This window comes from Wolbachia endosymbiont (group A) of Udea olivalis (genome assembly GCF_964028365.1).
GTDB classification, from domain to species: domain Bacteria; phylum Pseudomonadota; class Alphaproteobacteria; order Rickettsiales; family Anaplasmataceae; genus Wolbachia; species Wolbachia pipientis.
On sequence record NZ_OZ034773.1, the window covers coordinates 875529 to 897685 of the forward strand.

The following is a 22157-nucleotide window of genomic DNA, read 5'->3' on the forward strand; positions in this document are numbered from 1 at the left end:
TTCAGTCGAAAAATAGCGCTTCAATGGATTTTTCGATGTGTTTAGTGATAGGAGCGGTGATAGTGATTTCTTTATTGTTTGGCAGTTTTAAAGATAAAGAATGCGAATGAAGGTGAATTTTATTTGCTATCCCATCAATAAAAGCTTTTTTACCACCATATTTACCGTCACCAAGAATAGGGCAATTTATATGAGCTAAATGTGCACGTAACTGATGGGTTCTGCCGGTAATTGGTTGTAATTTTAAATAAGCAACATTGTGTTTGGATTTTGCTATAATTGAAAAATGCGTAGTGGCATTCTGAGGTGAATTTTCATCAACGACCACTTTTTCTTGACCTGAAACATATTTTTTCACCAATGGATAGTCTATTGTTCCACTATCCTTGCTCGGTATGCCAGAAGTTAATGCTAAATAAGTTTTTTTTACTCTTCGTCCTTTAAATTCTTCCATAAGGTATCTGGCAACATTAGCGTTGCGTGCGAATATTATCACTCCACTCGTATCTCTATCTAGCCTATGGACAATTTTAAATGTTTCTCCCTCTCTTATTTGGTCAAGCAAATCACTCATGCTAATCTTTACTTTTACGCCACCTTGAACGATGACCCCTGCGGGTTTGTTTATAGCTAGTATATATTCGTCTTCATATAATATGTTCTCTCTTAGTAGATTCACTAACTTTTCATTATATTTGCGATCAGAATTAGCGTTTTCAATATAATTCAAGTGCTTCAGCGTTATAGTTTGCCCAGAATTTACTCTATCACTGGACTTTGCTTTGCAATCATCAACTTTGATTAATCCTTTCCTTAAAGATTTTTCAATTACAGATTGCTTTAGATCAGGAAAGATTCTTCTGATGTACCTATCCAGCCTAACGTTATCGTCTTCTATTAATATGGTTTTTATACTTTGTAGCATTCCATTATTTATAATGAATATCTAGTGAAATGTCAATTATTGGTGTCATTCCAGTGTCAAGCACTGGAATGACACCGAAGGGGTTACTGCCGTCATAAAGGAACCAGTGTCAGCTACTCGGATGACAGGAGAAGGAGACTACTGAGATGACAGCTAGCCTGACAACCGTCATCCCGCTGCTTGTTAGCGGGATCTAGAGATACCGCGAATGAATCGCGGTATGACGGTTCGCGGCGGCATGACGTAGAGCTTGCGTTAGCTATACTTTTATACTCACCAACTCAGCTGGATCCAAGTAGTCAGAGCACTGGGATGACAAAAAAAGGAGGGCACTTGGATGACGGGAGAAGGAGCTATTTGGATGACATCGTTTACTATACAATGTTTGTACAGTTCTGGATAAAAAAATTAGCTAACAAATTTATAAACATCAGTATACAGCTCATCAACGCTTGGTTCTTTACTATTTTTGGCAAAATCTTCCGACTTTTTTACTAAATCACGTATTTCCTTATCAATTACTTTGCACTCTTCTTCTGAAGCCATTTTATTATCTGTCATGTATTTCTTTAAAGTGCTTATAGGGTCATGATTTTGCTTCATATCTTCAACTTCTTCTTTTAAGCGATAAGTAGCAGGATCTGACATTGAGTGACCGCGATATCGATATGTCTTCATTTCAAGCAGGATAGGCCCTTTTCCGCTGCGTGTGTGTTCCGCTGCTTCGCTTGTAGCCTCATAAACAGAGAAAAAATCCATTCCATCAACTTGTTTTCCAGGAATACCAAAACTTTCTCCTCTTTTATATAACTCTGTTACTAAAGTTGACCTTTGCACGGAGGTTCCCATTGCGTATTCATTATTTTCTATGATGTAAACCACAGGCAACTCCCACAAAGATGCCATATTAAACGATTCATATACTTGTCCTTGATTTGCAGCACCGTCGCCAAAATATGTAAATACCACATTATCTTTTTTCTTATATTTATTAGCAAATGCTATTCCTGTGCCAATTGGAACTTGTGCTCCCACTATTCCATGCCCGCCGAAGAATTTTTTTTCAACGTCAAATACGTGCATCGAACCACCTTTACCTTTCGAGCATCCTGTTTCTTTGCCGGTAAGCTCTGCCATTACAACATTTGGATCAGAATCACATGCGAGCATTAAGCCATGGTCTCTATAACTTGTGATAAAAGCGTCACCTAATTTTGATGCAGCTTGAGTTCCAACTGCAACTGCTTCTTGTCCTATTGATAGGTGACAGAACCCGCCTATTAATCCCATCCCATATAATTGTCCTGCTTTTTCCTCAAATCTGCGTATGAGTAGCATTTTCCTGTAGAATCCAATTATCTGTTCTTTAGTGAAATTTTCTGCTTTCATATCGATTTCTTTTTCATTAAACTAACACAATACCAGGAATTTTAAATTTTTGCTAATGAACTATTACCACTGGCTTGAGGCTTTTCACGTTATCTCTGTTATCATGTGGATGGCAGGTATGCTTTATTTACCCAGGCTTTATGTCTACCATGCAACTGTAAAACCGGGATCGGAAAATGATAGCTTGCTTCAAACAATGGAAAAGAGGCTACTTAGATATATCATAAACCCTGCAATGCTTTTCTCACTTGGTCTTGGAATTACACTAATGGTTATTAGGGAAGCATATCGTGAAGGATGGTTTCATGTAAAAGCATTTGCAATACTTTTGATGTTAATTATTCATATGCTACTTGCAAAATATAGGAAAAATTTTGCAATGGGTTCGAATAAGAAGTCACATATTTATTTTCGCGTTTTAAATGAAGCAGTTACAGTATTGATAATAGTTATAGTTATTATGGTTGTTGTAAAACCTTTTTGACTGACCTTACCCAAAAAAAGCAGAAAGCTCGTATCTGTTCAGATGCATGGCTAATGTACAATACTGAAATAAAAATTCCAGTGCTCCCTTTCTTGTCATTCCAGTGCTTGACACTGGGATCCAGCTTTCTTTACAAATTCACCAAAAGTGCTTCATTCTATAACGCAAAACCCATACTCACCAAACTCAATGCATTACTTGCAATTAAGTTTCCTGGATGCCAGTGTCAAGCTACTCGGATGACACCATTCTTTTTCCTGGATCCCAGTGTCAAGCACTGGGATGACAAGAAGAGGGCACTGCCCTCTTGGATGGAAGCCAGTGTTAGCTACTTTCATGACACCCTGACAACCGTCATCCCGCTACTTGTTAGCGGGATCTAGAGATACCGTGATGGTATGACGTAGGGGTTGCCGAGAACTTGTCATCCAAGTGCTTGACACTGAGATCCAGTTTTTCGTATAATTTTGTCAAAATCTATTGTGCTAGCAAGTTCACTAGCGTCACGCGCTGGTCTGTTAGACATTTACGTGTAGGGTGAAGAAATTTTGAAAAAGACATACCAAATATGAAAGGCCTATATATTAAAACTTACGGCTGTCAGATGAACGTTTATGACTCCGTTTTAATGGAAAATGTAATTAAACCTTTGGGGTTCAACGTTGTTAGTGATGCAGGGAAAGCCGATTTAGTGATACTGAATACTTGTCACATTAGAGAGAAGGCAGCAGAAAAACTTTACTCAGAGCTTGGGAAGATTCATTCGTTACGAAAAGAAATGACTATAGTGGTGGCTGGGTGTGTAGCGCAAGCAGAGGGAGAAGAAGTGTTCAGAAGGGCTCCTTTTGTTGATATTGTTGTTGGTCCGCAGAGTATCGCTACCTTACCGGAGCTGATAGTCAAAGCAAGCAGAAGTAAAGGTCATGTAATAAACACTGATTTTCCTGAAGTTGCAAAGTTTGATAAATTGCCAGATGAATGCTATGGCAATAGCCAGGGGTCTTCTGCGTTTCTTGCCATACAAGAGGGTTGTGATAAATTTTGTACGTTTTGTGTAGTGCCCTATACTCGTGGAGCTGAGTATTCACGGCCAGTGAATGAAATATTTCGTGAAGCATTGAAATTAGTTGCAAATGGGGCAAATGAGATCAATTTGCTTGGTCAGAACGTCAATGCTTACCATGGGGAGTGCGAAGGGGAAGTGTGGGATTTAGGAAAATTAATTAGTCATATTGCTAAAATTGAAAAGCTAGAGAGGATTCGTTATACAACTTCTCATCCAAGAGATATGCATGAATCTCTCTACTTGGCACATGCGGAAGAGCCAAAGCTCATGCCGTTTGTTCACCTGCCTGTGCAGTCTGGTTCGAATAAAATATTGCACGCGATGAACAGGAAACACACTGCAGAGGAGTATTTGGAAATAATAGACAGATTTCGCAAATTGAAACCTGAAATCGAATTTTCTTCTGATTTTATTGTTGGTTTTCCTGGAGAAACCGAAAAAGATTTTGAAGAAACTATGAAATTAGTAGAAAAAGTTAGATATGCTCAGGCTTATAGTTTTAAATACAGCCCAAGACCAGGCACACCGGGAGCGGAAAGAAAAGATCAAGTACCAGAAGAGGTTAAAACAGAGCGCCTTCTTCGTTTACAGAAATTAATTAGTAAGCAACAACTTGAGTTTAACCAGAGTATGGTAGGTAAAACTATACCTGTTCTATTTAGCGATAAAAAAGGTAAACACCAAAACCAAATTATTGGTAAAAGCCCATATATGCAATCAGTGTGCATTGATGATTCTGAAGATAAATACAGGGACAAAATAGTAAATGTGAAAGTGTTGGAAGCTCGGCAGAGTAGTTTGCTGGGGTGTGCATTTCACTGATTTTAAGCAGCGTTAAATATAAATCTTAAGCAAAGAGTATTGAAAAAATGCAATCATAATCTTTTTCAAAAGTTACAAAGTTTAATTGCTACCTCTGCTGAACGGGTACCTTAAACCTACAAATTTGAGCTTACCTATATCAATTTTTTGTACAAGATGAGTTAGTAACAACTTTATGTATAAAATTGAAGAAGAATAAAAATACAATAACGAGCATTAAATTAAATATTCCCACCTTTAAAAAACCCTCTTTATATATTTCTAAAGATTCTAAATAATTTATTTTACCATTTACTGAAGGAACTGACATAAATTTTGATATTGCAACTCCGGCTAGGTTAGAAAACGCTAATGACAGCATTACTATACCCATCACTACTCCTCTAAGGTTTTTGGGGGCTAGTGTAGTTGCTTGTTCTTGGACTAATGGAGCAATACATAATTCTCCCAGTCCCATAAAGGAGATAGCAATTATTAAATATAAGTATTCTACTTTACCTTCAATGTTAGAGTTTAAACATCCTATGTACAGTGTGAAAAAACACATAGCCATTGTCAGAAGGCCAAGGGTAAACATGGAAGTTGCATATTTTTGCTTAAACTTCATGTATGTTCCAAAAAGAAAGCCAAATATTATAATTGACAAAGGATTTATGGCTTGAGAAACTGAAGCTGGGATTGTTATACCTAATACATTGTTAATAACGTTTCTTTCGGTGAATAAGTTAACCAAAGAGCCAAGCTGCATTTCTAAAGCAAAAAAACACAAGAAAAATACCACAAGAATAGATAATGCCACTAATTTTCGTCTTTGTTCTGCTGATAATTTAGATATTATATAAATAAATATGCCCAGAGCTGTTATTCCAATAAATATGAGCATATTAGTAAAAAATTCACTATGTATAAGCATTTTAGCAATTATTGATGATGACAAAAAGCTTCCTATCAATACTATACCAAAAATTTTAATCCCTAATATGCGCTTATTCATAAGCTCTGGATAAGGAGAAAGGCCGCTATCTCCTAAAAGATTCTGAAATTTGAGAAAAAAGATTAGCCCTATAGACATCCCAATACCAGCTAAACCAAAGCCGTAGTGCCAGCCAAACAAGTGGGCTACATAACCACATGAAATAGAAGCCAATATTGCTCCAATATTCACACCTACGTAAAATAAAGTAAAGCCTCTGCTACGTTCAGGATCGTCTTTGCCATAGCATGAACTAAGTAAGTTAGTTACGTTCCCTTTAAACATACCAGTACCTATGGCTATTAGAGATAAACCTAAATATAATAAACCTGGTTCAAACTTAACCAATGACATGCAAGCATGACCTGCTATCATCACTATCCCTCCAAGCAACACCATGTTGCGGAATCCCATCAACTTATCAGCTAAAAAACCTCCAAGTATTGGTATAGCATAACCTGTTGCAGCAAATAATGAGTAAATAGTAAAGGCCCTCTCATCAGTGAAACCTAAGTGAGAAGTCAAAAATAGGACCAAAAGTGCCCTCATTCCATAGTAAGAGAAACGTTCCCACATTTCAACAAAGCACAACATTTTTAAAAATTGTGGAAACTTATCTGTCTTCTGATCCATAAAATACCCCTAAAGCCTGGGTTAATGTTAAGTAAAACAATAAAAACTGCAAGTAAAACTTAAAAAAAGGTATTGGAAGCTCGGCAGAATAGTTTGTTGGGGTGTGAGCTACGGAAATATTTTTGAATTTGTAATTTTTCAGAAAGCCCTATATTCTTTAGTTTTACATAGCGAACATGAAGTCAAAGCATTATCCTGATACAGTAAGTAGTCCTGATTTTTCATCGTTAGAAAAGGAAATCATAAAATTTTGGCAGGAAAACAAAGTTTTTGAGCGGTCAGTTGAAGAACGTTCCAAGGATAATTGTTTTGTCTTTTACGATGGGCCTCCGTTTGCAAATGGACTTCCGCATTATGGACATTTACTCACTGGTTTCATCAAAGACGCATTTGCAAGATATCAAACTATGCTTCAAAAAAGGGTTGAACGTAGATTTGGCTGGGATTGCCATGGATTACCGGCTGAGATGGGAGCAGAAAAGGAACTTGGAATATCTGGCAGAACTGAGGTAGAGAAGTTTGGTATTGATAAATTTAACGATCATTGCCGTACTTCTGTGATGAAATTTTCATCAGAGTGGGAGAAGTATGTAAATAGGCAAGCAAGGTGGGTAGACTTTCACAATGACTATAAGACTATGGATAAATCATTCATGGAGTCGGTCATGTGGGCATTCAAGCAGCTTTATGATAAGGGTCTGGTGTATGAATCAATGCGCGTTGTACCATATAGCTGGGCATGCGAAACTCCATTATCTAATTTCGAAACAAGGCTTGATAACGCGTATAGAGAAAAAGTTAGCAAAGCTGTAACTGTTGCATTTGAGCTTTTAGAAAACCCACAGCAATTTAAAAGTGTTAAACGAAAGTGTAAATTACTTGCTTGGACTACAACTCCTTGGACGTTGCCGAGCAACTTGGCTTTGGCGATAGGGAAAGATATTGAGTATTGTGCAGTTTCAGTTCACTCCTTGATGTCATTCCAGCGCGTGACGCTGGAATCTATTTCTGGATCCCAGTGTCGAAGCACTGGGATGACAGAAGTTAATGAAAGGAGTTCAGTGAACAGTGAAATTTATATTTTTGCTGAAAGCTACCTAGAGAAATTTATCAGCCACTCTGAACAAAACAATATTCCATATGAAAACTGCAATATAAAACTTAAAGCGAATGATCTTGCAGGTCTTCCTTATAAACCACTATTTGATTACTTTAAAGATACGAAAAATGCATTCCGCGTTTTCATCGCTGATTATGTGACAGAAGAAGATGGTACTGGCGTTGTGCATACTGCTCCTGGATTTGGTGAGGAAGATTTTTACCTTTGCCAAAGCCATGATATTCCAGTTATTTGTCCAATTGATAACAGTGGAAAATTTACTGCTGAAGTTTCAGATTTGGCAGGGGTTCATGTTTTTGATACCAATGATACAGTAATAAAAAAATTAAAAGAGCAAGGGAATTGGTTTAAAACTGAGCAATATATTCACAATTATCCACACTGCTGGAGAACTGACACTCCTTTGATCTATCGCACTATGCCTTCTTGGTATGTTGCAGTTACAAAATTCAAAAGCAGAATGGTAGAGCTAAATAAGAGAGTTAATTGGATACCAAACCACATTAGAGATGGTCAATTTGGAAAATGGCTTGAAGGGGCACACGACTGGTCAATTTCACGCAATCGATTCTGGGGTACGCCAATCCCTGTATGGAAATCAGATGATGCGAGATATCCAAGAGTAGATGTATATGGTTCAATAGAAGAACTGGAGAGAGATTTTAATGTTAAAATAGACGACTTGCACAGACCATTTATCGATACTTTAACAAGACCAAATCCTGATGATCCAACAGGAAAATCAGTTATGCGCCGTGTACCTGACGTGTTTGACTGCTGGTTTGAATCTGGCTCGATGCCATTTGCGCAAATCCACTATCCGTTTGAAAATAAGGAGTGGTTTGAATCTGCGGATTTTATCACTGAATACATAGCGCAAACCAGGGGGTGGTTTTATACGCTCTTTGTATTGTCCACTGCTTTGTTTGATAGGGAACCATTTAAGAACTGCATATGCCACGGTGTTGTTTTGGATGTAAAAGGGCAAAAATTGTCCAAACGTTTGAATAACTATGCAGATCCAATGGAGGTTTTTGATAGATACGGTTCTGATGCACTGCGTTTTCTTATGCTTTCTGGATCTATTGTTTGTGGTGGTAATTTGCTACTCGATAAAGAAGGAAACTCAATACGAGATGTTCTGAAAAACGTAATAAAACCTATTTGGAATAGCTATCACTTTTTTACCATGTATGCAAATGCAGATGGGATTAAAGCTGAAGTTTGTAAGGATTATCAAAGCACTATTGATCGTTACATGATTTCCAAGTGTTTTGAAGCTGTAGAAGGTATCCAAGCTTCTATGAACAACTATAACTCCCAAGAGGCTTGCAAAATTTTAATGAACTTTTTTGAAGTGCTAAATAATTGGTATATTCGTCGCAGTCGCGAGCGTTTTTGGAAAAGTGATTTGGATCAGGATAAAACTGATGCTTATAATGTTCTATATACGGTTTTTTATTACATACTAAGAGCTGCAGCTCCTTTGTTGCCACTTATAACAGAGAATATATGGCAAGGGCTTAAGTATGAAGAAACATCTGTTCATTTGGCTAATTTTCCACAATTAGAGAAGTTTGATAGTCAGCTCATTGCCAAGATGGATTTGGTGAGAGAGATATGCAACTCTGCACTCTCTATTAGAAACACTTTTAACATACGTATCAGACAGCCACTTGGCAGTATGATCATTTATCATCAGTCTTCCTGTAGTTTTCTTGAAGGTGAGCCGTTTTCTGTCATCCCAGAGTTCTCTCCTGTCATCCGAGTAGCTGACACTGGGATCCAGAAAGAAAAAAGTGCTGGAATGACACCAAGCATGAATGAATATCAAGAGATGATAAAAGATGAGGTAAATGTAAAAAAACTGGAGTTAGTAAACAGACTTGAAGATATTGCATCACTAGAGTTAAAGCTAAGTTTTCCGCTGCTTGGAAAGAGAATACCAGATAAAATTAAGAAACTAGTTCAATATGTCAAAGAGGGAAAATGGAAGCAAGTTGAAAATGAGCAAGTTTTTTTAGGTAATGAGTCAGAAAATTACATCATAGAAAAAGGCGAATATGAACTATTGTTAAAAGCAAATAGTGGATATTCTGCTGTGTTTGATAACAACAAAGGAGTTGTCATTCTAAATACTGAACTAAATGATGAATTAATTCTAGAAGGGTTAGCGAGAGATGTCGTGAGGCTCATTCAAGAAACCAGAAAACAAGCTGATTTTCATATATCAGATAGAATCAGAGTAATAATCAAAACAGAAGAAGAGAAAATTAAGGAAGCAATAAATACGTGGTTTGAATATATAAAAGAGCAGACCCTTGCCTTATCTTTGGACATTAATACAGAAATTGGAACTAACTTCTATTCTAAGGAATATCAGGATTTAAGTGTTGGTATTAGGTTAAATTATTAGTAGTTGAAAGTTGTCATTGTTTATGCTATACTTAGGTTACTTGAGGTAAGGTTATAATATGAATAAGGCTGTTGCAGATGATTATGAAAAAGTTGTTGATTTGAATAACAATAGTGATGATTTAGGTAAAGTAGAATCTGTTGCTACTTTGGAGGAGGAAGAAGAATTTTTTGATGCTGTGGAAGAACAAGAGCCGTTAGCTAATTTTAACGTTCCACTCAGTATATTTCATTATAAAGATTATAACTCTGATTTTTTTACTTCTTGGTATAATATATCAAGTAGAATATTTAAAGAGGTAAATCGAGCTTGCCCGGAGAAGAAAGTATTAAATTTAGCTCTATCAGTTTTAATGTTTCCTTATATAGTTTTCACTGCGTTAGGATTAGCCGTATATAATAAATTAAAAACAAATGATAAGACACAAATCAGTTCAGAGGAGAATAAAACAAAAAAAAGTGAAGTAAGTGAAAGTACAGCAAAAAGATTGGCATATGGTGTTCTTGCTGCAATAGTGATTCTTGTTAATATCGCTGTGCTTGTAGCATTACTTATTCCTGCAACACTCGCTTTGGCTACTTTTTATCTTTTAAATAAAAAATTATCTCATTTTTTGATTGCTGCTATTAAAATAAGTAATGGGTTATGTCAAAATGAACACCAAAATATTGAGGTGTCTTTTCATGAGATAGAGGCTATTGAAGCAGACATTAAGTGGAATATGGAAGTTAAGTTTCCACCGCAATTTAAACAACTAGTTAGAGATTTATACGAAGATAAAGATGGTAGTTGGTTTAATGTTGCACGTGATTCAGAACATAATACCATACTGAAATTATCAGCTAATATCCACTTAAAAAATGGTCTTAAGCCTTTACGTAATGAGATCAAGAATGTGCTTGCAACTTCTATTCAAGAATTTGCGAAGACTATGGAAGAACTGATAAAACTAGAAAAGAAAGAGATTACATATGATAAATTGAAGGAATTGTTGGACGAATTCAGGTTAAAAGTGGTAAGTAGCATAGATTTTAAGTTGACAACTCACTTAATATACAACGCCTATCAAGTTGCCTTTATACAAGCAATTAAGTTTCAGCGAGATAGACGGGGAGAAGATTTTTCGCTGGAAGATGAGATAAAAAATTCTTTAGTGAGACAGGAATTAGAGAGCCAAGGTAAGGAATTACCAAGTAGAAAAGAGATTATAATAGAAGATTTGAAAAACGCAGGAATGGAAGTAGAAGACTCAAAAGATGATGAATTTTCTGTACATGAGGCGGAATGGAAAAAGCTTATAAAGGAAGGCGAAATAGTTAAAAGGACAGTAATTGATATTTATAAAAATAAGCATCTCCAAGCAACAGAGAAAGCCTTAGGTAATGCGAAAGAAGAAATTGAACGTTTAAGAGGAATAGGTCAAACAAGGTGTAACAATATATATAAGAAATTAAAAGAAATACATGAAAACAGTAGCTTAACAAATGACACCTTAAAAAGGGGGTTAGAAGACCTTTTTAAATTCGAATATCATGATCAAGAGATTGAGCGCAGGCTGATAAAATCAGTAATGAAAAAAGTTCAAGGTAAGTTAAGTCAATCAGATATACCGGATAAGGAGAAGCAAAGCCTAAGGAAGCAGCTTGAAGATTTAGAAAAAAAAGTAAAGGTTCCATCGGATAAGGAAGCTTCAGCTAAAATAAATGACTTTATAGAAAAGATGTATTTAGAAATAAAAAAATATAAAGTGCAAAGGTTACTTCGAGAACAAAAAAAGGGTGTTTTACGTTTATGCAAGAAATTAAGAAAATATGGTGAATCAGGTCTAGCAGAAATAATTGAAGCTTTTCGCGTGCAAGATGAAGGACATTTAGAAAAATCTACATTAGAACAAACACTCAAAGATCAAAATAAGCGTTTACAAGCTGAACAAAATAACAGGGAAAAAGGGCATCCGGGTACAAGATCAATAGAAGTGCTCTTAAAAAGGAATGAAGAAATTCTGAAAGCATTAAAACAGTTAGAATTAGGCAAAAAAGAATTATTGATAAATGAAGAAACAAAAAATGATTATAAAGAAGAACTAACGTCTCGTGAAAAAATAAAATTTGCAGTAATAGAAGATGATTTACTGAAGGTATTCAAGCTTGAAACTTTTGATGAAAAAGAAATCAAGAAGTTATTAGAAAGAGCAGAACTGGAGTACTGTTTAGCAGAAAAACGCATCAAATATCCTGTAATTAAAACAAAAGATAATATCAAACATTTTAGTCAAAATTTATTGTCTCCTTTGATAGACAATTTGACAAAAAATATAATAAATAATATACCAGGAAATAGTGAAGGTTGTATACAGAAAGTTAAGAACTGGAGTAAAGTTATGTTTGGTGCAATAAAGATTGGAGCATCAAATGCTTATAAAGAGACTACAGAGAGAAAAGCGTTAAATGTGGCACATAATACTTATAAAGAAGGAGAGACATTTCTTCAATGTTTTCAGTCAAATTATGAAGGTATTGGAGCCTTTTTAGGTAATTTATTTTCTGATGATGGGGTAACATTTAAAAATGATGTGTGGCCTAAAATAGAAGAGCATTTGCATGGAATGTGGGATAGATTTTTCAAGGATATTGAATTCAATATTGGAAATAAATTGGATGAAGTAAGTGTGACACAGCAACGGCAGGAAACTATGATTGTGACTCAACGATAAGTTCTCAAAGTTCCTCCGGTATTTTCACATACTAAATTAACTATAGCACTTGATTCTTTTTGGATCTCTTTTTCAGTTAAAGTGTGGATTGGAGAGCAAAAAGTAACTGACAACGCTATAGACATCTTATTCGGTTCTATATTATTTCCATGGTATACATCGAATATCAAAACTTCTGTGATGAGCTCTGAGCTTTTTTTTATCACATTGATTATGTTACCTACTTCCACATCCTTATTTACTATAAATGCAAAATCACGTTTTACACTTTGGTATTTATAATCGATAAATTTCTTTCTACTTACAGGTAAATTTTCAATATTTTCTAGTATTACCTCAAAACCTACAACTTTTTGCTTGATATCAAAAAGATCTAATATATTAGGATGCAACTCTCCAAAATAACCTGCTACTTTATTCTTAAAAGAGAGAGTGCCTGACTTTCCTGGGTGGTAATGTTCTTTTTCTGCTTTCTCTATCGTTAAATTATCACAATTAACGTTAAAAAACTCCAAAGCTGCTATGCAATCAGCCTTTGCGTCAAAAACATCTACTTTCCTATCAGTATTATAATGGTTTCGCGGTAAATTATTTCCTGACCTAATTCCACTTAAAACATACTTAGACTGAGCTTCACCATCGTAAATCGGCCCGATTTCGAAGATTGCAAGATCAGATATTCCATGGGCAATATTATCAGCAGTAACTTGCAATAAATTTGGCATAATACTTGGTCTCATTATATTAAAGCTATTGTTAAACGGATTATCGATGATAAATAACTTATTCGAGTAACCAAATTTTTCAGCTGTTGATTCACTCATAAACGACCAGGTTAGCACTTCATGAAACCCTCTGTTTGTCATCAAAATACGCAAATTGTCGTATGTACTATCTACTTCTTCAACATTATTTGGTAGTGGTTCTTCTTTTATTTTGTCATAGCCGTATATCCTTGTTACTTCTTCGATTAGGTCAGCCGGTATTGTCACGTCCGGTCTCCAGCTTGGTACTTGTACATTCCAATTGCCTTCGGTTTTTTTATCAATACTAAACCCTAGTTTCGTTAAGATATCAAGCACCTCATCAGGCGATACAGACACACTTCCAAACTTGTTCACATCCTGATAATCAAAGCTCACCTTGGTGTCAGCACTATCTAAACTGCCAGCAGACACTACGCTTGAGGTTTCTCCACCACATAAGTCCAGAATCATTTTAGCTGCAAGGTTGAGTCCATCAAAAGTAAATCCAGGATCAACTGAACGTGCAAATCTGTAACTAGCGTCTGTGGAGATGCCGAGCTGCCTTGAAGATTTAGTAATAGAGATGGGATCGAACCAAGCAGACTCTAAAAAGATATCAGTAGTTTCAAGAGTACATTCACTGCACTTACCACCTATAATTCCAGCAATTCCATGAATATTTTTATCACCTGCAATAACGCTTATGTCTTTGTTTAATAAGTATTCTTTACCGTTCAAACCAGCAAATTTTTCTCCGTCGTTTGCTTTGCGTACTGTGAGCTCTCCTTCTATTTTTTTTGCATCATACGCGTGCATTGGGCGGCTGAAAGATATCATAATATAGTTCGTGATATCAACTATTGCAGAAATGGAGCGCATTCCTATCGATTCCAGCCTATCTTTTAACCATTTTGGGCTTTCTTGATTTTTTACATTGGCGATGTATATTCCACTAATAAAACTTTCCCCGTCAGTAACTTCAACATCGATTGGTGAATTTATGGAGCTGGTAAGTTGTGGAATGCTTAAAGTCTTTAATGTCCCAATTCCAGTTGCAGCAAGGTCGCGAGCTATTCCATAAATGCCTAAGCAATCTCCACGATTTGGAGTAACATTTATATCAATTACAGGGTCACAATTGAAAAATTTATCCCCTACTTTATAATCATCGGAAAGCTCGATTATTCCTTCACTTTTCTCTTGAACCAGCGCAAGTTCAGAAGCAGAGCAGAGCATCCCTTCACTTAGCATTCCTCGTATTTTTGTGGACTTAATTGTGAGATCACTTTCTGGCAACGTGCTACCAAGAGATGCAAGTACAGTTTTCATACCTTCTCTAACATTGTTTGCTCCACAGACTATTTGTAGAATTTTACTTCCATCATTTACTTTACATAATTTTAATTTATCAGCATTTGGATGAGGTACGACTTCTAATACCTCTGCAACGATAAACCCAGTCAATCTGGAATTATCGATCACATCTTCTACTTCTAACCCTATGTGAGTTAATTTATCGGTAATTTCTTCTAAACTAGCATTGGTTTCTAAATACTCCAGTAACCAAGATAACGTGAATTTCATCGATCTAACAAGAAATAAAAAAGTTATTGTAATATAAAATGTAGTGCTTTTAAAGCTTGTTGTAGTGGAATACTTCTACATCATAAACAATGATGTAGAAGCTTTTGTAACTTTATATCTTCTTGCGAAGAGAAAGAATTTTTTCTATGTCACCTTTTAAATCTATCTCCGGAAAGAATTTAAGACTTCCATAATCCCAGGCATCCTCATCAATGTTACCATCAAAAACGAAGTGTTTTATTGCATTATGGCTTTCATCTAGTACGTTGAGTCCTATGTAATAATCGCGAGTATCTTCGTCAAGGAAACAATCTACAAATTCGATGTATCCGTTACCAAATTCCTGCTCCAAATTTAAAAGATGATTAATGTTAATAAAATCTATTTCGTTCATTATATACCTCACTAAAAATTAAATTATAATCAAAATAAGATATTAAGTCAAGATATTGAATAATTTAACAAGATTAGTAAATTTTAAAATACAGAGCTGACTGTAATTAACATTCTAATTACATATTTTGTTAATATGTTAATGTTATAATAATACAGAGCCTTATCTTAATTCTTGACTTTGTCCTATAAAATTCATACTTTATTTACTGTTTATAATTCAGATTAAAATGGCACTAAATCCACTGGAACAGTTTAAGGTATATACAATAATAGAGTTACCTAGGTTATTTGGGTATGACGTAAGCTTTACCAATTCATCTTTTTTCACGATGATTTCGGTGATATTGATGATACTCTTTTTGCTTTTTGGAATAAAGAAGGGGTCAGTAATACCAGGATATTTGCAAGCTGCAGTTGAGTATGTATATGATTTTGTTATTTCAATAATAGAAAATAACACTGGAAGCAAAGGCTTGCAGCACATTCCATTGATATTCACAGTATTTATTTTCATTTTATCGTGTAATTTAGTTGGTGTTCTTCCTCATAGTTTCACGGTCACAAGTCATGTGATAGTCACCTTCGCTTTATCGATGGTGGTTTTTATTTATATAACGATTGTTGGATTTAAAGAAAGGGGAGTAGAATTTTTACGCATATTGCTACCAAAAGGAACTCCTTCGTGGCTTGCACCTATAATAATTATTATTAAGTTGTTTGCTTATTTAGTAAGACCGATTAGCCTATCAATAAGGCTTGCAGCAAATATGATTGCTGGTCATACAATCATCAAAGTGATAGCAGGGTTTATTGTAAATATGAACATATTTTTCACTCCTGCGCCGTTTTTGTTCATAATTGCATTGATAGGATTTGAAGTATTTGTTGCAATTTTACAAGCTTATATATTTACTATATTAACATGTGTATATTTGTCAGATGCAGTAAAGTAATTGACTTCCTTGTAGAATATTTTACAATTATATTATAAAGAAATAATTAAAGGTAATATATGGATTTAGTAGCTTTAAAATTTATAGCAATTGGTTTAGCTGTGTTTGGAATGCTCGGCGCTGGTTTAGGTATAGCTAATATCTTCTCTGCTATGTTAAATGGGATTGCGAGGAACCCTGAATCAGAAGGTAAAATGAAAAGTTACGTTTATATTGGTGCTGCCATGGTTGAAATCATGGGATTGCTTGCGTTTGTACTTGCAATGTTATTAATATTTGCTGCTTAACAGATGCCACAGCTTGATGTTTCAACCTTCTTTTCTCAAGTTTTTTGGTTTTTAATTTTTTTCTCTTCACTTTTTTTCGTAGTAAGTTGTTTATTTTTGCCAAAGTTAGATGAAATAATAAGCACTAGAAGTAAAGAAGTATTGGATTCTTTTAATAGTTCTGTTCATCTTTTAAGACTCACGGAAGATCAGGTTGCCAAGTATAACGCAGCTTTAACCCAAGCTAGAATACAGGCAAAAAAAATCATAGATGATGCACTTGCTCAGGTAGAAGAAATGAGAGCTAATGTAAAGAATATATTAGAAGAGGAAGACAAAAAAAAGAGCAAGCTTATTGAAGAAAAAGTGGCAGAATTTAAATCTGAATATACTGATCAGTTAAAACAAATGGCTACTAGTATTGCTTTAATTTATTATACTAAATTGACCAATTCTGAAATTGAAGAGGAGTTTGTTGCTGATTTGGTGTCCAAAGAATTTTAGGGGTTTTTATGTCTACATCACTGATTATCGGTCTTGCCTTTTTGGTAATTTTTGTCCTTTCGTATAAATTGCTGAAGAAAGTGATAAAAAATGCGCTTAACAATAAGCGTAACAAAAGCAAATTTTCAAGTGAAGAAACTGAAAAATTCAGGAAAGATATGTTGGAGTATTACAAAAAATCTTCTGAAAAATACAAAAAATTAGATGCAGAAGTTAATGAAATGATGAATGAAGCACTTGATAAAGCTAATAGTATCATTAAGCACAATAGACAGCAGCTAGATCAGACATTAGATGACAATGCCCATTCTAACTTGAAGAAAGTCACTGACCAAGTTGAAAAAGCTCTTGGAGATTTACAGGCTAACACAGCGAGTATAGCTGCTGATGCTGTAAAAAAAATAATGCATGAACGTAAAGATGATAAGCGTAGTAGCGAGGTCATATCTTCATTTTCACGTGACTTAAATAAAAAATTGCATTAGGTTTAATGCCTATACTTCAAGCTGATAATGTAGAAAAAATTAAGTTTGATTCTAGTTTATGCAAAGAGCAAGAGAAACTTTTTTACTATAAATTTAATATAATTCCTTGGCAAAAATTAAATGATACTACTTTTTTTATGGTTGAAGACACAAGTCTAGATATCACCCGTTGGGTCGAAACTCATTACGGTATTGACTATGTATTAATAAAAGTGGATAGCGAACAGATTTTAAATCTTCTTAACTCGCACTTTGGTATTTCAGAATTTGCAAGCAACTACTTATATTACAAGAATCCTAATTTTTCAGCCAAAAGCATTAAACTAAGCTCAATATTTTTTGCTTCTTTCTTTATTGTAACTTCAATTTTAACACTCACAGAGAAATGTACATATTTTGCTTTGATGTTGATATTTATAATCGGATGTTCTAGTTATTTATTCAAGTTTATAGCTACAGTTTTTAGCTTATGTGAAATCTCTAATCAAAAAGTGGATTATAGTAAGTTGAATGAACCTATATATACTATTTTACTGCCTGTATTTGAAGAAAGTGCAGTAATAGGGCAATTAATTGAAAGCGTTAAAAGTTTGGATTATCCAAAGTCGAAATTAGATGTAAAGCTTCTGGTAGAAAGTGATGACCAGGAAACGCTAGCAGCTATAGAAAAGTACACTTTACCACAGTATTTTGAAGTAATAAAAGTGCCTCATTCTTTGCCTAGAACAAAAGCCAAGTCATGCAATTATGCTATGAGCTTTGCTAGAGGAAAGTATGCAGTAATATATGATGCGGACGATAAACCAGACCCATTGCAGTTAAAAAAAGCACTGATTGAATTTAATAAGGGCGACGATAAGCTTGCCTGTGTACAGGCGAAATTAAATTACTATAATTGTGATTATAATTTTCTCACAAAATCCTTTTCTCTGGAGTATATGAACTGGTTTCAATACTTATTGCCTGGATTCCAAAAAATGAACATGCCGATGCCTTTGGGTGGTAGCAGTAATCATTTTTCAGTAAAAATTCTAAAAAAAGTGTTTTTCTGGGATGCTTATAGTGTTACCGAAGATGCTGACCTCGGTTTGAGACTTGCGCAAATGGGATATAAAACCAGGATGATTGACTCAGAAACATTGGAAGAGTCACCAATTGCTGTATTTGCTTGGATTAAGCAAAGAGCGCGCTGGATCAAAGGCTATATGCAAACTTATATTGTTCATTTAAAAAATATAAAGTCACTTTATAAACACACTGGATTTAAGGGAATTTTGCTATTGAATCTTTTTGTTGGCTCTGCAGCTTTTATATTTTTTACTACTCCATTTTTACTGCTTTCATTGATATTAACTAAAGTTTTAAATGAATTATTTTTGTACTACTTTGTAGTGGTATACGTTACTAACCTGATTCTTTTGGTAATAGCTGTCAAACAGCAAAAGATGCCTTTTTATTTTTATATAGTATCGATATTTTTTCCGGTCTATAGTCTGCTACATAGTGTTGCAGCTTTTCTTGCCTTGTGGGAGTTTATTCTTTACCCTGAGCGATGGAACAAAACTAAACATGGTTTATGGAAGCAAAACCTGTAGCCATTTGGCTTTTTCTCTGCTGTATTATGGTAATTCTTATGGTAGGAATTGGTGGATTTACCAGACTTACAAGAGCGGGATTGTCAATCACGGAGTGGAAACCTATTACTGGAACATTACCACCACTGAGTAAACAAGACTGGCTACAAGAAAAATTAAAATACGAAGCTACACCTGAATATAAAGCACTTAACTATGGTATTAGTATGGAGGAGTTTCGCGCTATATACTTAATAGAATATGTACACAGATTGGTGGCAAGACTAACAGGTTTAGTTTTTGTCCTGCCATTTATATATTTTACATTAAGAAGAAAAATATCTAAAAAGGTAGTAATAAAGCTATTTGTGGCATTATTATTTGGAGCTTTACAAGCTTTTGCTGGTTGGTATATGGTTAAAAGTGGTTTAGTAACTGAACCTCATGTTAGCCACTATAGGCTTGCACTTCACTTATTATTAGCATTAATTATCTTTGCATTATTGTCATATCAATTTTTTGATTATCAGATAAGGCCACAACAAACAAAACTTAAGGTTAGTGGTAACACTATATACTACGCAAGGATGATTTTGGTCCTAATTGTAATACAAATAATTTTCGGCGCATTTGTTGCGGGATTAAATGCTGGTTTGATTTACAATACCTTTCCACTAATGGACGGACAAGTCGTTCCAGAAGATTTATTTTTCTTACAGCCTATATGGCTGAATATCTTTGAGAACAGAGCGACAGTGCAATTTATACATCGAGCACTGGCATTGCTAATACTAACTTTGGTAGTAATACTCACAGTAAAAAATGCTAGCGTAAAACCGGTATATATTATGCTGCTCTCCATCATCATTCAGATAATTTTAGGAGTGGTTACTCTTTTGTTACACATACCAATAGCCATTGCCATAGCTCATCAAGTGTTTTCATTTATCTTGTTTGGGTCAAGTTTGTACTTCTTGTGTTATTTAAGAAAGCAGACTACATCACCAATCTGCACATTTTTTCCTTCTTGAACGGGAATATTTTTTATCACCATTGCTGCTTCAGCACATATGATATTTTCCATTTTCATTGCCTCCACCACAAATAAAGGTTGTCCTATTTCCACCTGATCTCCTACATTTACGTGCAACTTAACTAATAAGCCAGATATTGGGGATTTTACAGCATCTGCTGAAATCCCTTCTGTTTCATTATTTAGCATTAACCTACTTAATTCAGCTACATGAGGCTTAAATATACAACACTCAGCTTTCATGCCTGCATGTCTTATGAAGTACTTGCTGCCTTGTCTTTCTATTTTAAGTGCTATATTGGTATCGTCATTAATTGTGATATATAGCAATCTATAACTTGATTTCCACTTGCCTATAACGGAGTATTTATTGTGATTATATACCGTTATTAATATATTATCTTGGTATTTTGCATTTACGGAGTACTCATTGTCATTTATATTCACTGTGAATAAATCTCTTGCACGGTCACCTGCCATCCGAGTAGCTGATACTGGTGCCCCTTCTTTTTTACTAGATTCCAGTGTCACGCACTGGAATGACACCTGAGATGTTTCATTCACTGCTTTATGATGGTACCTTTCTTCATTTTCCAAATGAACATATAACGCAGTGAAAATAAATATTTTAATATACTCCTCTGTAACAAAATCGCCGTGAAACCCACTAGGGTAATGATCTGGAATGAATCTCGTATGGAGCTTTGCTGCGATAAAATTTGGGTGATGGAAGATGGATTCTAGAAATTCTATATTATTTGTTACTCCTTCTATATAGCATTCAGACAATGCTTTTTGCATTCTGCTGATCGCTTCTACTCTATCTTTTCCATATGTTATCACTTTGGCAATCATCGAATCATAGAACATGCTAATTTCTGAACCTGCAGCAACTCCATCATCTATTCTTACATAATCATTTTCACCCGGTTTATCGTAATATTTTATTCTTCCGCTGGAAGGGAAAAATTTCTTCGATGGGTCTTCAGCGCAAATTCTACTTTCTATTGCAGAACCAGTAAGTTTAATATCATCCTGATTGAATCTCAATTTCTCTCCACAGGAAGTTCTAATCATTTCTTCTACTATGTCTATTCCAGTTATAAATTCTGTTACTGGATGCTCAACTTGCAATCTCGTATTTACCTCAAGAAAATAGAAGTTTTGGTCTTTATCTACAACAAACTCAACAGTGCCTGCTGAAAAATAGCCAACTTGCTTTGCCAGAGAAACACATTGAACATACATTTTTTGTCTTACTTCTTCACTAATGAATGGACTTGGCGTTTCTTCTATTATTTTCTGATTATTCCTTTGTATCGAGCATTCTCTTTCTCCAAGACAAACTATATTGCCATATTTATCTGCTATGATTTGTATTTCAATATGTCTTGGCAACTCTATATATTTCTCTATAAAGATACTGCCATCCTTAAAACTTTTCTCTGCTTCATTTGTGGCTGATGTAAATGCTAGTTCAATTTCTTTTTTGGAGTTTACAATTCGCATTCCTTTGCCACCACCGCCTGATGCAGCTTTAAGCATAACCGGAAAGCCAATTTCTTCAGCAACTTGAGCTGCGTGGGCAGCGTCGCTAATCTTACCCATATATCCTGGCACTACATTCACTCCAGCTTTTTTTGCCGCTTCTTTTGCTGTTATTTTGTTGGCTGTAACTTCTATTGTTTCTGCACTGGGGCCGATGAAGTCTATATTGTGTTTTTGCAAAGCACGTGGAAAATCTGGATTTTCTGCTAAAAAACCATAGCCAGGATGAACTGCCTGCGCACCTGTTTCAACTGCTACTTCACATATTTTTTCAATGTTTAAATAACTGAGGCAAGATGGCGAAGGGCCGATATATCTTGACTCATCTGCTTGTCTTACATGCACAGAATTTACATCTGCATCCGAGTATATGCACACACAAGATATACCCATCTTATGGGCAGTTCTGATAATCCTGCAGGCAATCTCTCCTCTATTTGCTATTAAAATCTTACTGTACTTCTTTTCTATCATCGTATGAGTATACTTTCTGAAGTTAAGAAAGTAAATTTCTATATCATTGCCTG

16 protein-coding genes are annotated in these 22157 nt (G+C 35.1%); 10 read left to right on the forward strand and 6 right to left on the reverse strand.

From position 1 onward, the window contains the following. Position 1: 1 nt before the first annotated feature. The gene (locus ABWU32_RS04060; RefSeq protein WP_006279888.1) at positions 2 to 925 is read right to left on the reverse strand and encodes an RluA family pseudouridine synthase; all 924 of its coding nucleotides are present in this window, start codon (positions 923 to 925) and stop codon (positions 2 to 4) included. Positions 926 to 1333: 408 nt separating this feature from the next. Then, positions 1334 to 2314 (reverse strand): pyruvate dehydrogenase (acetyl-transferring) E1 component subunit alpha, encoded by a 981-nt coding sequence (gene pdhA, locus ABWU32_RS04065; RefSeq protein ID WP_006279887.1) that lies wholly within the window; start codon positions 2312 to 2314, stop codon positions 1334 to 1336. A gap of 55 nt (positions 2315 to 2369) precedes the next feature. On the opposite strand from pdhA, the gene hemJ reads away from it, so the two are divergent. Together hemJ and miaB are read left to right on the forward strand one after the other, a co-directional pair. Further along, positions 2370 to 2798: a protoporphyrinogen oxidase HemJ gene (hemJ, locus tag ABWU32_RS04070; RefSeq protein ID WP_010082641.1), complete on the forward strand. Its 429-nt coding sequence runs from the start codon at positions 2370 to 2372 to the stop codon at positions 2796 to 2798. Between the two features lie 568 nt (positions 2799 to 3366). After that, positions 3367 to 4686 (forward strand): tRNA (N6-isopentenyl adenosine(37)-C2)-methylthiotransferase MiaB, encoded by a 1320-nt coding sequence (gene miaB / locus ABWU32_RS04075; RefSeq protein ID WP_010962578.1) that lies wholly within the window; start codon positions 3367 to 3369, stop codon positions 4684 to 4686. 139 nt (positions 4687 to 4825) lie between these two features. Here the strand turns inward: miaB and ABWU32_RS04080 are convergent, their stop codons facing one another. Continuing rightward, positions 4826 to 6292 (reverse strand): peptide MFS transporter, encoded by a 1467-nt coding sequence (locus tag ABWU32_RS04080; RefSeq protein WP_007548626.1) that lies wholly within the window; start codon positions 6290 to 6292, stop codon positions 4826 to 4828. A gap of 176 nt (positions 6293 to 6468) precedes the next feature. Between ABWU32_RS04080 and ileS the strand changes: the two genes are divergently transcribed. Beyond that, the gene (gene ileS / locus ABWU32_RS04085; RefSeq protein ID WP_141457155.1) at positions 6469 to 9828 is read left to right on the forward strand and encodes an isoleucine--tRNA ligase; all 3360 of its coding nucleotides are present in this window, start codon (positions 6469 to 6471) and stop codon (positions 9826 to 9828) included. Between the two features lie 58 nt (positions 9829 to 9886). Continuing rightward, positions 9887 to 12541, forward strand: coding sequence for a hypothetical protein (locus ABWU32_RS04090; RefSeq protein WP_265027755.1), 2655 nt, complete (start codon positions 9887 to 9889; stop codon positions 12539 to 12541). On the opposite strand, the gene pheT is transcribed toward ABWU32_RS04090, so the two are convergent. Together pheT and ABWU32_RS04100 are read right to left on the reverse strand one after the other, a co-directional pair. After that, on the reverse strand, positions 12532 to 14871 hold the full coding sequence (pheT, locus tag ABWU32_RS04095) for a phenylalanine--tRNA ligase subunit beta (protein ID WP_141457159.1): 2340 nt from the start codon (positions 14869 to 14871) through the stop codon (positions 12532 to 12534). The two genes, ABWU32_RS04090 and pheT, sit on opposite strands and share 10 nt — an antisense overlap. A gap of 112 nt (positions 14872 to 14983) precedes the next feature. Next, positions 14984 to 15265 carry a hypothetical protein gene (locus tag ABWU32_RS04100; protein WP_015589038.1) on the reverse strand — a complete coding sequence of 94 codons (282 nt, stop codon included), beginning with the start codon at positions 15263 to 15265 and terminating at the stop codon, positions 14984 to 14986. Positions 15266 to 15494: 229 nt separating this feature from the next. Here ABWU32_RS04100 and ABWU32_RS04105 point away from each other — a divergent pair, with 229 nt between their 5' ends. Genes ABWU32_RS04105 through ABWU32_RS04130 form a run of 6 tightly spaced genes read left to right on the forward strand, consistent with a single transcriptional unit; the run spans position 15495 to position 20080 of the window. Next, entirely contained in the window at positions 15495 to 16220 is a 726-nt protein-coding gene (locus tag ABWU32_RS04105) for a F0F1 ATP synthase subunit A (RefSeq protein ID WP_265027756.1), read from the forward strand. 59 nt (positions 16221 to 16279) lie between these two features. Continuing rightward, positions 16280 to 16507: a F0F1 ATP synthase subunit C gene (locus ABWU32_RS04110; RefSeq protein ID WP_006014985.1), complete on the forward strand. Its 228-nt coding sequence runs from the start codon at positions 16280 to 16282 to the stop codon at positions 16505 to 16507. A 3-nt stretch (positions 16508 to 16510) separates the two neighbouring features. Continuing rightward, positions 16511 to 16990 carry an ATP synthase subunit B gene (locus ABWU32_RS04115; protein WP_015589036.1) on the forward strand — a complete coding sequence of 160 codons (480 nt, stop codon included), beginning with the start codon at positions 16511 to 16513 and terminating at the stop codon, positions 16988 to 16990. A gap of 8 nt (positions 16991 to 16998) precedes the next feature. Beyond that, positions 16999 to 17475 carry a hypothetical protein gene (locus ABWU32_RS04120; protein WP_141457161.1) on the forward strand — a complete coding sequence of 159 codons (477 nt, stop codon included), beginning with the start codon at positions 16999 to 17001 and terminating at the stop codon, positions 17473 to 17475. 5 nt (positions 17476 to 17480) lie between these two features. Beyond that, positions 17481 to 19070 carry a glycosyltransferase family 2 protein gene (locus tag ABWU32_RS04125; RefSeq protein ID WP_141457162.1) on the forward strand — a complete coding sequence of 530 codons (1590 nt, stop codon included), beginning with the start codon at positions 17481 to 17483 and terminating at the stop codon, positions 19068 to 19070. After that, entirely contained in the window at positions 19052 to 20080 is a 1029-nt protein-coding gene (locus tag ABWU32_RS04130; protein WP_174516784.1) for a COX15/CtaA family protein, read from the forward strand. Before ABWU32_RS04125 ends, ABWU32_RS04130 begins: the two co-directional genes overlap by 19 nt. On the opposite strand, the gene ABWU32_RS04135 is transcribed toward ABWU32_RS04130, so the two are convergent. Beyond that, positions 20029 to 22104, reverse strand: coding sequence for an acetyl-CoA carboxylase biotin carboxylase subunit (locus ABWU32_RS04135; protein WP_353278379.1), 2076 nt, complete (start codon positions 22102 to 22104; stop codon positions 20029 to 20031). The genes ABWU32_RS04130 and ABWU32_RS04135 overlap by 52 nt on opposite strands. Between the last annotated feature and the right edge of the window lie 53 nt (positions 22105 to 22157).

What these genes read in the sequence shown, in the direction of transcription:
- ABWU32_RS04130 (WP_174516784.1), top strand. Translation starts at nt 19,052, where the DNA reads ATGGAAGCAAAACCTGTAGCCATTTGGCTTTTTCTCTGCTGTATTATG.
- ABWU32_RS04060 (WP_006279888.1), bottom strand. Translation starts at nt 925, where the DNA reads ATGCTACAAAGTATAAAAACCATATTAATAGAAGACGATAACGTTAGG.
- ABWU32_RS04100 (WP_015589038.1), bottom strand. Translation starts at nt 15,265, where the DNA reads ATGAACGAAATAGATTTTATTAACATTAATCATCTTTTAAATTTGGAG.
- ABWU32_RS04110 (WP_006014985.1), top strand. Translation starts at nt 16,280, where the DNA reads ATGGATTTAGTAGCTTTAAAATTTATAGCAATTGGTTTAGCTGTGTTT.
- ileS (WP_141457155.1), top strand. Translation starts at nt 6,469, where the DNA reads ATGAAGTCAAAGCATTATCCTGATACAGTAAGTAGTCCTGATTTTTCA.
- ABWU32_RS04135 (WP_353278379.1), bottom strand. Translation starts at nt 22,104, where the DNA reads ATGATAGAAAAGAAGTACAGTAAGATTTTAATAGCAAATAGAGGAGAG.
- ABWU32_RS04120 (WP_141457161.1), top strand. Translation starts at nt 16,999, where the DNA reads ATGTCTACATCACTGATTATCGGTCTTGCCTTTTTGGTAATTTTTGTC.
- ABWU32_RS04080 (WP_007548626.1), bottom strand. Translation starts at nt 6,292, where the DNA reads ATGGATCAGAAGACAGATAAGTTTCCACAATTTTTAAAAATGTTGTGC.
- ABWU32_RS04125 (WP_141457162.1), top strand. Translation starts at nt 17,481, where the DNA reads ATGCCTATACTTCAAGCTGATAATGTAGAAAAAATTAAGTTTGATTCT.
- ABWU32_RS04090 (WP_265027755.1), top strand. Translation starts at nt 9,887, where the DNA reads ATGAATAAGGCTGTTGCAGATGATTATGAAAAAGTTGTTGATTTGAAT.
- ABWU32_RS04105 (WP_265027756.1), top strand. Translation starts at nt 15,495, where the DNA reads ATGGCACTAAATCCACTGGAACAGTTTAAGGTATATACAATAATAGAG.
- miaB (WP_010962578.1), top strand. Translation starts at nt 3,367, where the DNA reads ATGAAAGGCCTATATATTAAAACTTACGGCTGTCAGATGAACGTTTAT.
- ABWU32_RS04115 (WP_015589036.1), top strand. Translation starts at nt 16,511, where the DNA reads ATGCCACAGCTTGATGTTTCAACCTTCTTTTCTCAAGTTTTTTGGTTT.
- hemJ (WP_010082641.1), top strand. Translation starts at nt 2,370, where the DNA reads ATGAACTATTACCACTGGCTTGAGGCTTTTCACGTTATCTCTGTTATC.
- pdhA (WP_006279887.1), bottom strand. Translation starts at nt 2,314, where the DNA reads ATGAAAGCAGAAAATTTCACTAAAGAACAGATAATTGGATTCTACAGG.
- pheT (WP_141457159.1), bottom strand. Translation starts at nt 14,871, where the DNA reads ATGAAATTCACGTTATCTTGGTTACTGGAGTATTTAGAAACCAATGCT.